The following is a 15,081-nucleotide window of genomic DNA, read 5'->3' on the forward strand; positions in this document are numbered from 1 at the left end:
TCCCCTTCTTTTCCCCCATTGGGCATGGTATAATGAAGTGATTTGCTAATCTATCAATCTTCTGAAATGAGGACTAATCTATTGACCATCCGTATCATTACAGACGGCAGCTGCGATCTTCCTGCTTCCTTGACCGAGCGGCTCGGCATTTCCGTCGTTCCGCTCACCGTCCGTATCGATTCCGAGGAGATGGACTCGAGCGTAGATACCGAGTACTTTTACCGCCGGATGAAGGAGGCCGCCGAGCTTCCTCAAACCTCCAGCCCGAACCCGCATACGTTCCTGTCCCATTTTCGCGCCGCCGGCACCCGCGACATGCTGGTGCTCTGTCTCTCCTCCGCGCTGAGCAGCACGTATCGTCATGCGGAGATGGCCAAGGAGATGTTTGTGGAAGAGGGCTTTGAAGGCCGCATCGAGGTGCTCGACGCGAAGACGACGTCGCTCGGTCTCGGCGTGCTCGCTGTCCGCGCGGCGAAGCTGGCGCAGGAGAGGACGTCCTTCTCGGACCTGTATCAGTCCATGGTCCAGCGTATCAAGGACACGCGAACCGAGTTTACGCTCGATACGCTCGAAAACGTTATCAAAGGCGGCCGGCTGGACCGTGTCCGGGGCGCCGTCGCCAGCTTCCTGAACATCAAGCTCCTCATGCAGGCGAGCGGGGAAGGAACGATCGAGGTGGTCGACAAGGTCCGCGGCTCGCAGAATGCGATGAAGCGGCTCTTGGACAAGATCGGGGAGACGTTCCCGGCCACCGGCTCCGACCTGATCGGCATTGCCCACAGCAACTGTGAGGAAAAGGCCAAGGCCTTCGCCAAGCAAGTGCTCGATCGGTACCCGTTCCGCGATGTCGTCTTCTCGAACATGGGGCCGGTCATCGGCACCTATGCCGGTGAAGGCGGTCTGCTGGTCGCTTACTGAATGTACGGATTGCTGCATACAGAACAAGCCCGGAAGGCTTCGGCCTTCCGGGCTTTTCGTATAGCCAATCCTTCTGCTTCAGCATACCGGGCCCTTCAAGCAAGCCGCGGCTTCGCGCTTTAGTTCAGCTTGAGTGCATCCTTCGTCTTGGCGTAGATCTTCATATATTCGTCGACCCCCATCTTTTTGAGCGTCGCCTTGTAGTTGTCCCACTCGGTGAACGGCAGGTCGCCTTTGATGAATTTGGCCTGCGTCTCGGTAATATACGTGTTGATGTCGTTTTCTATGGCCCTCATCTTCTCGAGATCCTCTTCCGCATAGGTGAACGGCGGCCAGATGTCCTTGATCAGATACGGCTTGTATTTCTCGGCAGCCGCCACGGACTCCGGCAGACTTTCGGCTCCCTTGAACGTCTTTTGGCGAACGATGGACGGATACCCGCCGCCCGGCCAAGTGACGTACTTGACGAGCGCCTGCTCGAGCGTGAGCCCGTTCGGGTTTTTGGCGATCTCGTCGGTATATTCATAATTGCCGTCCGGCAGTTCCTTGTAGCTCTTGTCCTTGAACCCGAGGAAGAACATCTTGGCACCCTCTTCCCCATAGAAGTAATCGATCCAGCGGACCGTCGCCTCGGGGTTCTTGTTCTTGTCGGTAATGGCGAACGAGCCGAGCGTCGCCACCGGACTGCCGATTCCGGTAAACATCTGATCGCCTCTCGGCCCTTTGAGAACAGGCGTGCCCACGTAGGCCGTCTGCTTCATGAGCGTAACCGGACTGGAGACGGACATCGTCCCGTAGACCGTCTGGGCGCCCTTGGCGAAGAACTGGTTGTCGTTAATCGTGAAGATCTCCGGATCCAGCAGCCCTTCCTTGTAGAGCTTATTCACGAATTGCAGCTGCTCCTTGTACCGGTCGTCCGTCTTGATGAAGCGGAGCTGCTTCGTCGCCGGATCGATATCGACGTGCGCGTGGTTGCTCCCGCGCGTATTGAGGCCGAACGAGCCGTTCAAGAAGCTCAGCAGGCTCGCCACGCCCTTGGCGCCATAGCCGATCTCGTCGTTCTTGCCGTTCTTGTTGAGGTCCGTCGTTTTAACTGCTTTTAAATAAGCGTACAGCTCATCGGTCGTGGTGGGCTCCTTCATATTGAGCGCCGCCAGCCAATCCTTGTTGATCCACAGCTTGCCAACGCGGACGGAGGTAAACTCGGGATCAAAAAATTGGGGGAAGGTATAAATACCGCCGTCGGGCATCGTGATGCCTTTCTTCAAATCGGGGTACTGGTCCATCAGCTTCTTGAAGTTGGGGGCATACTTGTCGATCAGGTCGTTCAGCTTGATGAACGTGCCTTGGCTGCCGTACTTCTGCACGTCCTCCCGCGGGATGGCCGCCGTGTAGAACGCGTCCGGGTAATCGCCGCTCGCCAGCGCCAGATTGCGCTTCTCCGTCCTCGCATCGAACGGAATGAGCTGGAAGTCCACGTTGACGTTCGTCATCTTGGCGTATTCCTGCCAGAGCATCGTCTGGCTCCAATCGTTGGCGGTCGTCGCCGACTTGCCTGTGAAAAACTTCAGAGTAATCGGTTCCTTCACGATCGGAAATCCGGTCGCGTTCACATTGCCCTCCGCCTTGCCTTTTGCCTCCTTCTCGCCGCCTCCGCAGCCGGCCAAAAGCCCCCCAGCCATCGTGACGGTCATCGCTGCTGCAAACCATTTGTTCGCTTTCACATCTGCTTCCCCCTTACAGAGTTGATGGAGCTGCCGCAAACAGTCTTACAGAATTTCTATTTTTTAGAATCGAATAAATTATCTGAATTTTTGAAAGCGCTGTCAAGTTTTATTTACCAAAATTCACCGTTTTCTTTCGAACAAAAAAAGCCGTCCGGGTTTGTGCCCGGAGGCCTTTCTCGCGGCTGCGGCTTATTTGCGTGCCTGCAAAAGCGGAGAGCCGGCCAGCCGCCTGCGGATCTGGTTCCGCTTCATCCGCTGGATCCGCCGCAGCTGCTCCCGCTGCTCCTCTTTGACGCCGAGAATGTCGTGCAGGTGCGCCCCTATGATGAGCAGCGCGAACGACAGCCAGAGCGTTCCGAATACCGCCGGCGGCGTCCAGCCCCCGCCGACCGGCAGCCTCGGGACTGCATACAGCAGCATGGCCAGCGCCAAGCTGAGCCAAATGACATTCTTGAACCCTTTCATCTCCATCCGCCCCCTTCCCGCGTTGCTTGTACCTCCGCATTGTTCTTGCCTAGTACAAGATATGCGGCAGCAAGCCCCGTTAGAAGCAGCCTGTCAGAAGAAAGCTGCCCGTCCGCCGCCGCTGTCAGCCCGGGAACAGCTCTTGTCTTTTTAGCTTGGGAAAAGCTCCTGAAGCGGCTCCGCCATAATGCGCTGAATGTCCTCCACGATGACCGACAGCCTGCGCTCGGCATCGAACAGCTTACGGATGGACGCATTGAGGCTGATGACCTCGAACAGCTGCTCCATCTTCTTCAGCTCGTCCTCGGGCGGCATCTCGCCCCCCATCATCTTCTGCTGCAGCTCCATCTGGCGGCTGCGGAAGTCGTCCAGCATCCGCTTGCTTTCGGAATCGGCCTCCACCTCCTGCCTTGCGGCCATCATGTCCTTATATTCCGGGCATTCCCGAAGCGCGCGTACGAGCTCGTACGCCTTGTCATATACATTCATGCTTATCTCTCCTTTTGGGGGACTTCCTTTTCCCGGCGCTTCCCCCGAGATTCTGGCAGATGGCTTTCCCGGAAGTTGGGCGTTTCGCAAGCACCAAGAAAATTTCGTCCTCATATGATGAACTAGTCAAATGTAACGCCTACGTCAAGTAGGGCAGGAAGGGAGAACTATGGCCACGACAAAATTAGCGGTGCACGTACAATCCATCGGCCCCCTGGACAGCCATGTCATCCTGCTGCGTGACTCCTTGATGAAGCAGTGGAAGATCCCGGCGAACCGCCCCCTCTCCCTCCGGTTCGGCTCTTATCGAGCGGAGGTCCGGGTCATCGGCGGCTCCCGCAAAGCCACCCTGCGCATGAGCGAACCTCTCGCCCGCGAACTGGGCATCTCTGACGGGGCCCAGCTGGTGCTCTCGTACCGCAAGAACAGCCAGTCGCTCCAGCTCGGCCCGCTGATCGGGGTCCTGTTCAACCGCGCGGATGCCGCTTCCGCCGACCGTCCCTTCGGGGCGAACACCGGGTTTTGCCAGGAGCTGACGGCCGGCACCGGCAGTACCGGCGGCATCGTCTATTTCTTCACTCCAGCGGATCTGGACAGCGAGCCCCGCTCCGTACGCGGCTGGAGCTATGACGGAAAATGGACGCGGCGGACGTTCCCCGTTCCGGATGTCGTCTACAACCGGCTGACTAACCGGAACATTGAGAAGAACGACAAGGTCCAGACGTTCTTTCGCCAGGTCAAGGCGATGCACGGCGCTTCCGTCTTCAACGAGCGGTTTTTAAACAAGACCGAGGTGTTCCAGGCGCTGAAGCCCGTTGCGGAGGTGCAGGCCTACTTGCCGGAATCCTATCCGATGCGCAAGCTCGAGACGCTAAAGGCGATGTGCGCCAAATATGCGACCGTCTTCATCAAGCCGACGCTCGGCAGTCTAGGCAAGGGCATCATCCGCGTCAACCGGACGGAATCCGGCTATCACTGTCATTTTAACCAACCGAAGGGAACGAGTAAACAAAGTTTCTCTTCGCTTGCCAAACTGTACGCCGCCATCTCCCCCCGCGTCAAAAGAGCTCCCTACCAAATTCAGCAGGGGCTGAACCTGCTGGAGGCAGGCGGACGCCCGATGGACTTCCGCGCGGTGGTGCAGAAGAACGGCAAGGGCGAATGGAAGGTGACGTCCATCGTCGGCCGGATCGCCGGCCCCGGCAACTTCGTCTCCAATATCGCCCGCGGGGGCACGCTCGCCACCGTTCCCGACGCGATTGGCCGGTCGCGCCTGCCGGCGGGAATCCGCACCACTGTCCCGAAACGGCTGGATGAAGCCGCGACCGCGATAGCGGTGCATCTTGACCAGCAGCTGCCAGAGCACTTTGGCGAGATGGGAGTTGATCTCGCCGTAGACACGACCGGCCGCGTCTGGCTGCTCGAGGTCAACTCCAAGCCGTCGAAGGAAGACAACACGGCGCTTCAGCCCGATAAGATCCGTCCCTCGGTGCGGCGCGTGCTTCAATACGCCCAGTTCCTCACCTTCGGGGACCGGGGATCCGCATGACCGCCGCCGCCCGGCCTCTCGTCGGGATTCTTGTACTCGGCGCCGCCGGGAGTCCGCCCTTCGCGGACCGGACGTTTTACGCCCGGCTCACGACATGGGGCGCCCGCTTGGGGCTCACGGTGTGCGTGCTGCCGGCCCCGCTTGCGGCGGCCGCGGCAGGGGGCCGAGTCCAGGGCTACTCGCTGCGTCCGGATACCGGAGAATGGGAGGAAGGGAGCTTCCCCCTCCCCGACCTCGTCTATGACCGGACGTTCCCGTCCGGCCCCGGGGAGCGCCGCCTCCGCCGGCAGGCGCTGCTCGCGCTGGGCCGCTCCGGCCGCCCCGCCGCGCTGCTCGGCCGGCCCCTCCCCGGCAAGTGGGAGGTGTATCGTGCCCTCGCGGCGGAGCCCGAGCTGGCCCGATACCGGACGCCTACCGTCCGATACCGCAGCGGCCGCCAGCTGCTGCGCCTCTTGGCCCATCGGGGCGGCGCGTTCCTCAAGCCCGCCTCCGGCACCCACGGCCTCGGTGCACTTGCCATCCGCCGCGAAGCGGACGGCAAGTATGCCGCCGACGGCCGCTCGCTGGAGGGGGATCCCCTCGCGCTGCGCGGCTTGACCGCCGACGCGCTTGTTCGCTTCGCCGCCGGCTGGACCGGCGCGCGAACCTATTTGCTGCAGCCGCGGCTCGATCTCAAGAGCCGCTGCGGCGACGCCTACGACGTGCGCTCGCTTGTGCAGAAGGACGATACCGGCGGCTGGACCGTGACGGGGCTTGCGGTTCGCCGCGCCCCCGCCGGCAGCGTCACGTCCAATCTGCACGGCGGCGGCTCCGCGGAGGAGGCGGAACCGTTCCTTGCCGCCGAATTCGGCGTATCCCGCGCCGAAGAGCTGACGGCGGCCATTCGCCGGCTGTCTCTCTCCCTCGCGCCTGCGCTCGAACGAAGCTTCGGGCGGCTGGCCGAGCTGGGGCTGGACTTCGGCATCGAGCGATCCGGCAGAATCTGGCTCCTCGAGGCCAATTCCAAGCCGGGCCGGGCGGCCTTCCGCCGCATCGGCGGAGGCACGGCCCGTGCCCGGGCCGTACGCAGCCCGATGGCCTACGCCTCATATCTGCTCCGCTCCCGGCTAGGCCGGGCGGCACAAGGAACCGGCTTCCGCGACAACTCTAGGAGGGTGCTACCATGAGCTTGACAACTTGTTCGATTCTAATCTCGCAGCAGCCCGCCCGGGTCATCTCCGTCACCCGCTCCCTGGGGAGACTGCTTAATCTGCAGCCCGACCGGGCCGTGACCATCCGGCTTGGCTCCAAGGCGGTGACGCTTCCGGTCCGGCTGTTGAACCGCAAGGGCAGCTTCCTCATGCTGCCCCAGTCCGTCGCCTCGATTCTGCGCCTCCCCGTTTCCGTCAAATGCTCCGTCAAGAGCGACGGACGGGAGGTGCAGCTCGGTCCGCTGATCGGCATTCTGACCGCGACCGGACCGGATCCCAAGCTGCCGTTCGGCCCCCGCACCGGCTTCATCCGGGAGATTCTGAGCGCGGCCGGAGACCGGTCGGTCTGCTTTGCCTTCTCGCCCCGCAACGTCAACTGGGAAGAGGAGGTCGTGACCGGCTACTTCCTGGTCGAGGGGGGCCGCTGGGTCCGCCGGACCGTGCCGCTGCCCGACGTCGTCTACAACCGTCTCCCGAGCCGGACCGCGGAGAAGACCGAGTCGATGGCCCTATTCAAGGAGCGGTTCGTCCGCCGGCAGATCCCGCTGTTCAACTGGGGCTTCTTCGATAAGTCCGACATCTACGAGCTGCTAATTCCCGAGAAGGAAGCGTTCCGGCACGTTCCCGAATCGCATACGGAGCCAACCGCCGAACAAATCCGGGGAATGCTTCAGCGCCACCGGTTCGTCTATCTGAAGCCGACGGCGGGCAGCCTCGGCTTCGGCATCTACCGGATCACGTACAATCCGTCCTCCGGCTACTATGCCCGTTACCGCAAAAACGGCAGCAACATTCTGATGCGCTTCCCGAACTTCGACGGGCTGATGAAGTTTTTACGCGGGCAGCGGCTCCGCTTTTCTCATTATGTCCTCCAGCAAGGCATCCGGCTGGTTGAAATCGACGATTGCCCCATCGACTTCCGGTTCCACATGACCAAGAACGGAAGCAACGAGTGGGTGGTCTCCGGCATCGGTGCCAAAAAAGCGGGCAAGGGCAGCGTCACGACGCATATCCGGACCGGCGGCTCGCTCATGACGCCCGAGCAGGTGCTGAACCGGGTATTCGGCAGCCGCGGAGGAGCCGTGCTCAGCAGCGCCAAGGCGGTGGCGGTCCGGCTCGCGGAAGCCATCGAGCGGCAGAACCGGCATCCGCTCGGCGAGCTCGGCTTCGATCTCGGCATCGACCAGAGCGAGCATGTCTGGATGTTCGAAGCGAACGCCAAGCCCGGCCGCACGATCTTCAAACATCCTTCATTAAAAGCGCAAGGGAGGGCGTCGTTCGATAACATCGTGGAACACTGTCTGTACCTGAGCAAATTCGTGGATGAGGAGGGGTCCTAACGTGAACTTCTTCCTCCACGACATGCCTCAGCCGCAGCCCGTGCTCGCCATTCTGACGATGGACGATCAGACGCGGCCGTTCCGCGGCAATCACGTCAACTTCATCGATCTGATCAGGACCGGCCGCGAGATGGGCGTCTTCGTTGTCGTCGCCACCGTGCGCGACATCAAGCTCGCGAACCGGCGGATCAATTGCTATCTATACCATCCGGAGACCAAGACCTGGTCGCAGCGGCTCCTGCCGCTGCCACGCGTCTTCTACAACCGGATCCCCTCACGCAAGGATGAGCTCCAGCCCGAGGTTCAGCAGACGATCCGGTCACTGCTCCGCCATCCGCAGACGAACCTGTTCAACCCGTATTTCTTCAACAAGGTGTCGCTGTTCGAATGGATTACGAAAGCGAAGGAGACGCGCAAGTTCGTTCCGGCCACCAAAAAGCTCGATTCGCTGAAGGATTTGCAGACCGCACTGCGGAACCATGACACGATTTATTTGAAGCCCGCCCGGGGCAAGGCCGGCTCCGGGATCATGCGCATCGAGAAGACGAACACCGGCGGCAAGCCCTCCTTCCGAATCAGCATGCAGAACGACAACCGGGCGCTCGTCACCCAGCAGGGCACCCTTAGCGGCCTCTGGGAGCAGCTGAAGGAGACGATCAAGACCGAAGACTATATTCTGCAGCAGGGCATTGCGCTGGCGAGCCACCAGAACCGCCCGTTTGACCTGCGGGTGCTGATGCAGAAGAACGGGCAAGGCAACTGGACGCTGACCGGCATCGGGGCCAGAGTCGCCGGCAAGCGAAGCATCACGACCCACGTGCCCCGGGGAGGGTCGATCGACGAGCCCGGCAGGCTGCTGGCCGCCTCCTTCGGCAAGGACCAGGCGGCCGTGCTCCTGCGGAGGGTGAAGCGGGCGGCCGGCCGGATCGCCAAACAGATCGAGAAGGCGTCGGGCCACCCGCTTGGGGAGATGTCGATGGACCTCGGCATCGATACGGCCGGGCATATCTGGTTCTTCGAAGCCAACTCCCGTCCGATGAAGTTCGACGAGCCGGATATCCGGCAGCGGTCGCTCGAGCATATCATCCAGTACGCGCTCTATCTGAGCAGGCAACGCAAACCGTAAGGGGGGACCCAAGTTGAGCAAACCGCTTCTGGGCGTCATGGCTCTATACCTGAATGATAACCGTTTGATCGAGGAGCTGGACTTTTTTCGCAAACTGACCCTGCAGGGCAAGACGCTCGGTCTCCCCGTCGCGGTCTTTACGCCGGAGGATGTGGATACGGGCCGCAAGCAGGTCCGAGCGCTTGTCTATGACGACAACGAAAAGAAGTGGAAGCGGCAGAGCATGCCGCTTCCCACTCTCATCTACGACCGGTGCCGGTACCAAAAATCGCCCCGCTTCCAGCTGCTGCGCCAGTTCCGCACCCGTTATCCCGACCTGACCTATCTGAACCGCCCGATCCGTCACAAGTGGGGCGTCTACGAGCTGCTGTCCGGCAACAATGAGATTGCCCCTCACCTGCCGGAAACGGTCAAATACCGGACGCCGGCCGACCTGAGCCGGATGCTGAAGAGTTATCCGCTCATCATCCTCAAACCTGAGGACGGCACCGGAGGACGGGGCATTCTGAGCATCCGCCGGAGACCGGAGGGGCTCTACCTCGTGCGCGGCCGGGACCGCAAACGGAAGATTGTGCCGGCCCAGCAGCTCCAGGAGCGCCAGATTCCGATCCGCTTCGGGTCGTGGAACCTGAAGGAGCGCTACATGGTGCAGCAGGGCATCGACATCACCCTGCCCGACGGCCGGGTCCACGACTTCCGTCTTCTCATTCAGAAGAACGGGGAGGGCGAGTGGGAGGTGACCGGCTGCGCGGGGAGAATCGGGGCGCCCCGGAGCGTCACCTCCAACCTGCACGGCGGAGGCTCGGCGGCCAGAGCCGACGACCTGCTCAGGCAGCGGTTCTCCGCCTCCAAGACGGCGGAAATCCGTCAGAGCATGGACCGGCTGAGCCGGGCCGTCGCCCAGCAGCTGGAGAAGTCGTTCCGGCAGCTGTGCGAGCTGGCGCTCGATCTCGCCGTAGATCCCCGCGGGCACGTCTGGCTGCTCGAGGTGAATCCGAAGCCCGCCCGCGAGGTGTTCTCCCGGCTCGGTGAGCAGGAGGTGTACCGCACCGCCATCCGCCGGCCGCTGGAATACGCCCTCTACCTGTACCGCCAGACCAACAAGCAGCCATAGCGCCAAACGGCGGACAGCGCTGCCTCCGCCCGCTTTTCGAAGCGGCTCTACGGTCCGGCGGCTTCCCCGTCCGGTCCTCCTTCGTGCCGTGCGGCGGATCTTCATAGGCAGCGGCGGACAGCAAAAACCCGGGAGCGAGAACTCCCGGGTTTTTTGCGTCTGCGCCGGCGGCGCTTAGGCGTACAGCTTGCGAATCTCGCGGAAATCGCGAATCACCGTGTCCGATCCTTCCAGCTCGCCCTGCTTGCCGAACGTCGCGTAATCACAGCCGACGACGAACAGGCCGTTCTTCTTGCCGGCCTCGACGTCGGACGAGCGGTCGCCGACCATCCACGCCGACCTGATTCCGTGCTTGTCCATGAGGATCCGCACGAGATCGACCTTCGAGGCGGTTTGGTATTCTCCCGCGCTGTACAGGCCTTCGAACAGCGAAGCAATCTCCTTATGGTGCGTCACGAGCTTCACGTAATCCTCCATGCCGTTGCTCGCCACGAACAGCCGGATGCCGTCGTCCTTGAGCGCACGCAGCGTCTCCTCTACGCCTTCGTAGAGAAGGCCCTCTCCCTGCTCCAGATACAGCAGCTGGTGCTTCAGGAGCAAATCGTTAGCCCGCAGATGGACCTCCTCGGGCTCCTCCGGCATGACCCGCTGCCAAATTTGCGACAGCAGCATGCCAAGCCCGCCCAATAGCCGCTCCTCCGGCGGCGTCTCGTGCTTGAAGGTCCCCTCCTCGCGCATTTCTTGAAAGGCCGCATGATAGGCCGGAATCATTAGCGTCTCCGCCTGGAACAAGGTCCCGTCCAGGTCGAAAATCATCGCCTCCGGCTTCGCCGCTTGTGCCGTCATGTTGTGCAAACCCCTTCCTGTCCATCATTGACTGGTACGTTTTGACAATGCATTTATGTAACCATGAAAGACCGAGCTATGTCAATTCCCAAGTCCCAAAAAGGCTCCTTGTCCCGCCATGCGAAAAACCAAAAGGAGGGCGGCAGCACCGCCCTCCTTCATGTCGGCATAACCAAGATGATCTGCGCGATGCGGATAATGAAGACGGCATCCTTTTCATCGCGGACGATGATATGATCGGGCTTCACCTCGGCCAGCATCCCTCTCACCGCTCCGCGCGGCGTCTCGACGACTACCCGCTTGCCCATTACGGTCGTCAGCGTCTGTACGACGTATGGATCGACGTAAAAGAAGGATTGGGACTGCAGCATAGCCATACCCGGTCCCCCCTGCATGCCCGCGGCCGGCCCGGGCGTCCCTCCCGCCGGACCATGCGGACCCGGTGTGCCCGGGGCCATCGGCGCCGGACCGTGCGGACCCGGTGCGCCCGGAGTCATCGGTGCCGTTCCGCCCGGCGGCATGATGCCGTTCCGATACATGGCGATTCCTCCTGCTCTTTAAAAGATTTTTTGGGCTTCCTGGTCCGCCTTAAGAATCTCGACGGCTTCACGGAACCGTTGGGAATGGACCACCTCCCGCTCACGCAGAAACTTGAGGCCGTCCTGCAGTTCGACATCGTCCGTCAGATCGATGAGCCATTGGTAGGTCGCTCTCGCCTTTTCCTCCGCCGCGATGTCCTCGTACAAATCGGCGATCGGATCTCCTTTGGCCTGAATGTAAGTAGCCGTCCACGGCGCGCCGGCAGCATTCTGATAGTACAGCGCGCTGTCGTGGCTGACGTAATAATCGCCCAGGCCGGCCGCCTTTAGCTGCGCAGGCGTCGCGTCTTTGGTCAGCTTGTAGACCATCGTCGCGATCATCTCCAGATGGGCGAACTCCTCCGTGCCGATGTCGTTCAAGAGGCCGATCACCTTACCCGGAATCGTATAGCGCTGGTTCAGGTACCGCAGCGCGGCGGACAGCTCCCCGTCGGCTCCCCCGTATTGCTCGAGCAGCAGCCGAGCCATCATCGGATCGCATTTGCTGACGCGAACCGGGTATTGCAGTTTTTTCTCATAAATCCACATAGCGGTGCCCCTCCCGGACTTTCTTCCTCTCTAGTCTCGTCTGCCTGGCCGTAGAGCGGCCGTCCGTCAAACCTGCCAAGGCCAGGGCGATTCCGCCCACTGCCAGGGGTAGCGGCTGAAGCTGTGGCCGAATTGGAGCAGCGGCCCGTATTCCAGCTCGAACTGGCAGGCCAGCTGCTGGCGTTGCAGGGTCATCTGGTTGAACTGCTCGATCGCCTGGACGTCGTGCGGATGAGTGTCCAGATACAGCGTCAGTTCGACCAGCACAAAGTCGATCTCCTGCAGCTCCCGCAGCTGCCGGTAATAATGCTCGCTCAATTGCTCGGCCATCGGTCAGCACTCCTTTCTTTCATAGGGACTGTAGAGCACCGGCCAGAGTGTGCCGGCCATTAATGCTTCCGCTGGTGAGAACTGGGGCAGCCCCGGCGGCTGAAATCCCAGATACAGATTCGGCGGAGTGGAATAGCTCTTGATGAGGATCGGGTGGCAAGGATCGAACGGGCCGACGAACGGCCGGTAGGTCTTATAGGGGGTCGACAGATACACGGCGATCGGTTCCTCCTCGGGCAATCGGATTTGGGCTTCTCTCCCTTACCATATGACACTCGCCCATCCGGCGTATGGGCTCCCGCCCAGGCTGGCAGCGAAACCGTACGCAAAAAAGCCCGGCGCTGAGCGCCGGGCGGCAGGCGGCGGAAGCCGCCGCTATTCGAGCTTGATCTTGAACTGAAACAGACCGACCTTGCGCATCGCCTGGTAGAGAATGACGACGACCGGCCCAAGGAAGAGTCCGACCACGCCGACGAGCTGAAAGCCGACATACAGGCTGACCAGCGCCGACAGGGAGCTGATGCCGATTGCATTGCCGAGCACCTTGGGCTCGATAATCCGGCGGACGATCGTGACGAGGACGAACAGAAGAATGAGGCCGGTGCCGACGAACGTGTCGCCGACGACGAAGCAGTAGATCGCCCATGGGACGAGAACCGAACCGGTACCGAGCACGGGAAGCACGTCGACGATGACAATCAGGAGCGAAATTGCGAGCGGATACGGCGTTCCCAGAATGAACAGTCCGACGAGCATAATGATGTAGGTGATGGCGCTCAGGATGATTTGGGCCGAGAAGAAGCCGAAGATGGCCTGCCGGAGATTGTCCAGCACCGCGTCCATCTTGGCCCGGGAATGCTCCTCGAAAACGGAGAGGAACGCCTTCTTGATCCCCGGCAGGTTCATCGAGATCAGATACAGCGCGAGCAGGAAGACGAGGAAGGCGATGAACAGGGACGGAATGCCCGCTACGAAGGTCAATACGTAGCCTGACGCCGATTTCAAGACGCCGGACAGCGAATTGAACAGCGAGCCGACGGCCGCCTGCAGCTTCTCGGCGAAATGCGGGGCGAGCGATTCGAACAGCCGCTGGATGCGGGCGTTCAAATCCTCTAGGAGCAGGTTCGTATCGCCGAGCGAATCCGGCACCTTCCTGCTGAGCTGAACCAGCTCCGTGTAAATTTTCAGACCGAGACCGTACGAAATCGCCAGCAGCACGAGCGTGAACAGCGTGCAGACCATTCCGCTTGCCATCAGCCGGTTCATCCTCCCGGGTTTCATTGCGAGCAGGACGAGCGGCTCCAGGAAGATGGCTACGATCAGCGCGAACAGGAACGGGGCCCCTACGGTGAACAGAAGATACAGCAGGACAATCGCCGCCGTGCCGAACAGCAGACTCTTGATGGAAGGAGACATGGCAGTCCTCCTCGCGCGGAGTCGGCCGCCCGTCGCTGCGAACGGCCGCTTGTCCGGCCTATGCCGGGTTGTCGATCTTGTAGATGTTTACGCGTACGATGCGAAGCCGCTCCGTCTCGGCGACCTCAAACTTATGCCCGTCGTACTCCCATATCTTTCCTTTGGCCAGCACGCCCTCGAGCTGCTTGAACAGCCAGCCGCCGATCGAGTCGACCTCGTCGTCCTGGATGTTCAGATGCAGCAGGTTGTTGAGGTCCTCGATGAGCATGCGCCCGGAGACGGAGATGCAGTTCTCCTGCATCTCGAGCGGGGGGCGTTCGTTCTCGTCGAACTCGTCCTGCAGTTCGCCCACGATTTCCTCCAGGATATCCTCGCTCGTCAGCAGTCCGGCCGTGCCGCCGTACTCGTCGACGATGATCGCCATCTGCGACCGCTTCTTCTGCATGTGCCGGAGCACATCGCTGATCTCCATCGACTCGGGCACGGTCAGGAGCGGTCTGAGAAATTGCTGCAGCTCGTGCGGCTCATCCGGGTCGGCCGTCAGCAAATCCGTAATATGGACAAAGCCGATAATATTGTCCTTGTCCTCGCGCGCCACCGGATACCGGGTATGCTTGGTCCGGTACACTGTCTTCAGGTTCTCTTCGAAGGTCAGGTCCGTGTACAGGCACTCCATGTCGATGCGAGGGAGCATGATCTCTCTCGCGAGCCGGTCGGAGAAATCGAACACATTGTCGAACAGCAGCATTTCGTCCTTGTTGATGATGCCGCTCTTGGCGCTCTGGGTCATCAGGATCCGGATTTCGTCCTCCGTGTGCGCCGCCTCGTGCTCGCTTGCCGGCTCGATGCCGACCGCCTTCAGCAGCAGATTCGCCGCTCCGTTCAGCGTTGCGATGACCGGCAGGAACAGCTTGTAGAACAGCAGGAGCGGGCCGGCCAGCCAGAGCGACACCTTCTCCGACTTCTGAATCGCGAGCGACTTCGGTGCCAGCTCCCCGAGCACGATGTGCAGGAACGTGATAACCAGGAAGCCGATGATGAACGACAGGGTGTGGCTGAAGACGGTATCGTCCCAGTCGAGGCGGGCGAGCAGCGGATCGACGAGCAGCTTGGACACCGCGGGTTCGCCCAGCCAGCCGAGACCGAGCGAGGCGAGCGTAATGCCCAGCTGGGTCGCCGACAGGTAGGCATCAAGCCGCTTATTGATAGTCAGCGCGTAGCGCGCACTCTTGATGTTGTCGTTGGCCAGTTCCTGAAGCCGAGTCTGCCGGACCTTGACGAACGCGAATTCCGCGGCGACGAATACGCCGTTCAGGAACACGAGCAGCAGCACCAGAAACCCATTCAGCAGAATGCCTGGGATATCAAAATGTGGATTCAAGGGCAGGTTCTCCTTTGCTTCAGCATTGGGTGGAAAAGGGTAGGCTCGCCTTATAATTCCAAG

At 61.2% G+C, this 15,081-nt stretch carries 16 protein-coding genes; 6 read left to right on the forward strand and 10 right to left on the reverse strand.

Going from position 1 to position 15,081, the window contains the following annotated elements; all coding sequences use genetic code 11:
- Positions 1 to 81 precede the first annotated feature (81 nt).
- Positions 82 to 918: a DegV family protein gene (locus tag KJS47_RS07495; RefSeq protein WP_213524114.1), complete on the forward strand. Its 837-nt coding sequence runs from the start codon at positions 82 to 84 to the stop codon at positions 916 to 918.
- A gap of 119 nt (positions 919 to 1,037) precedes the next feature.
- Here the strand turns inward: KJS47_RS07495 and KJS47_RS07500 are convergent, their stop codons facing one another.
- The 3 genes from KJS47_RS07500 to KJS47_RS07510 form a co-directional block, all read right to left on the reverse strand.
- Positions 1,038 to 2,642 carry a type 2 periplasmic-binding domain-containing protein gene (locus KJS47_RS07500; protein WP_249716154.1) on the reverse strand — a complete coding sequence of 535 codons (1,605 nt, stop codon included), beginning with the start codon at positions 2,640 to 2,642 and terminating at the stop codon, positions 1,038 to 1,040.
- Between the two features lie 192 nt (positions 2,643 to 2,834).
- Complete coding sequence (locus tag KJS47_RS07505; RefSeq protein WP_213524116.1) at positions 2,835 to 3,110, reverse strand: hypothetical protein; 276 nt, start codon at positions 3,108 to 3,110, stop codon at positions 2,835 to 2,837.
- Positions 3,111 to 3,260: 150 nt separating this feature from the next.
- Positions 3,261 to 3,599 carry a YlbF/YmcA family competence regulator gene (locus KJS47_RS07510; RefSeq protein ID WP_213524118.1) on the reverse strand — a complete coding sequence of 113 codons (339 nt, stop codon included), beginning with the start codon at positions 3,597 to 3,599 and terminating at the stop codon, positions 3,261 to 3,263.
- Positions 3,600 to 3,768: 169 nt separating this feature from the next.
- On the opposite strand from KJS47_RS07510, the gene KJS47_RS07515 reads away from it, so the two are divergent.
- Genes KJS47_RS07515 through KJS47_RS07535 form a run of 5 tightly spaced genes read left to right on the forward strand, consistent with a single transcriptional unit; the run spans position 3,769 to position 9,918 of the window.
- Entirely contained in the window at positions 3,769 to 5,148 is a 1,380-nt protein-coding gene (locus KJS47_RS07515) for a YheC/YheD family endospore coat-associated protein (protein WP_213524120.1), read from the forward strand.
- Positions 5,145 to 6,314: a YheC/YheD family endospore coat-associated protein gene (locus tag KJS47_RS07520; protein ID WP_213524122.1), complete on the forward strand. Its 1,170-nt coding sequence runs from the start codon at positions 5,145 to 5,147 to the stop codon at positions 6,312 to 6,314. Before KJS47_RS07515 ends, KJS47_RS07520 begins: the two co-directional genes overlap by 4 nt.
- Complete coding sequence (locus KJS47_RS07525; protein WP_213524124.1) at positions 6,311 to 7,678, forward strand: YheC/YheD family endospore coat-associated protein; 1,368 nt, start codon at positions 6,311 to 6,313, stop codon at positions 7,676 to 7,678. The genes KJS47_RS07520 and KJS47_RS07525 overlap by 4 nt, the downstream gene beginning before the upstream one ends.
- Before the next feature lies 1 nt (position 7,679).
- Complete coding sequence (locus tag KJS47_RS07530) at positions 7,680 to 8,804, forward strand: YheC/YheD family endospore coat-associated protein (RefSeq protein ID WP_249716156.1); 1,125 nt, start codon at positions 7,680 to 7,682, stop codon at positions 8,802 to 8,804.
- Between the two features lie 13 nt (positions 8,805 to 8,817).
- Complete coding sequence (locus KJS47_RS07535) at positions 8,818 to 9,918, forward strand: YheC/YheD family endospore coat-associated protein (protein ID WP_213524128.1); 1,101 nt, start codon at positions 8,818 to 8,820, stop codon at positions 9,916 to 9,918.
- A 174-nt stretch (positions 9,919 to 10,092) separates the two neighbouring features.
- Here the strand turns inward: KJS47_RS07535 and KJS47_RS07540 are convergent, their stop codons facing one another.
- The 7 genes from KJS47_RS07540 to KJS47_RS07570 all read right to left on the reverse strand — a co-directional run bounded on the left by KJS47_RS07540 (position 10,093) and on the right by KJS47_RS07570 (position 15,024).
- Positions 10,093 to 10,764, reverse strand: coding sequence for an HAD family hydrolase (locus KJS47_RS07540; RefSeq protein ID WP_213524130.1), 672 nt, complete (start codon positions 10,762 to 10,764; stop codon positions 10,093 to 10,095).
- A 158-nt stretch (positions 10,765 to 10,922) separates the two neighbouring features.
- The gene (locus tag KJS47_RS24375) at positions 10,923 to 11,303 is read right to left on the reverse strand and encodes a YuzF family protein (RefSeq protein ID WP_374706993.1); all 381 of its coding nucleotides are present in this window, start codon (positions 11,301 to 11,303) and stop codon (positions 10,923 to 10,925) included.
- 18 nt (positions 11,304 to 11,321) lie between these two features.
- Positions 11,322 to 11,891, reverse strand: coding sequence for a manganese catalase family protein (locus KJS47_RS07550; protein ID WP_213524132.1), 570 nt, complete (start codon positions 11,889 to 11,891; stop codon positions 11,322 to 11,324).
- A gap of 66 nt (positions 11,892 to 11,957) precedes the next feature.
- Positions 11,958 to 12,221, reverse strand: a complete 264-nt coding sequence (locus tag KJS47_RS07555) for a spore coat protein CotJB (protein ID WP_213524134.1) — start codon at positions 12,219 to 12,221, stop codon at positions 11,958 to 11,960.
- Positions 12,222 to 12,224: 3 nt separating this feature from the next.
- Entirely contained in the window at positions 12,225 to 12,431 is a 207-nt protein-coding gene (locus KJS47_RS07560) for a spore coat associated protein CotJA (RefSeq protein ID WP_213525011.1), read from the reverse strand.
- Positions 12,432 to 12,596: 165 nt separating this feature from the next.
- A complete protein-coding gene (ytvI, locus tag KJS47_RS07565; protein WP_213524136.1) occupies positions 12,597 to 13,637 on the reverse strand; it encodes a sporulation integral membrane protein YtvI in 1,041 nt (346 codons plus the stop codon).
- A 58-nt stretch (positions 13,638 to 13,695) separates the two neighbouring features.
- Positions 13,696 to 15,024, reverse strand: coding sequence for a hemolysin family protein (locus KJS47_RS07570; RefSeq protein ID WP_374707020.1), 1,329 nt, complete (start codon positions 15,022 to 15,024; stop codon positions 13,696 to 13,698).
- Positions 15,025 to 15,081: the final 57 nt, after the last annotated feature.

This window comes from Paenibacillus sp. J31TS4, assembly GCF_018403265.1.
In the GTDB taxonomy this organism is placed as follows: Bacteria; Bacillota; Bacilli; order Paenibacillales; family NBRC-103111; genus J31TS4.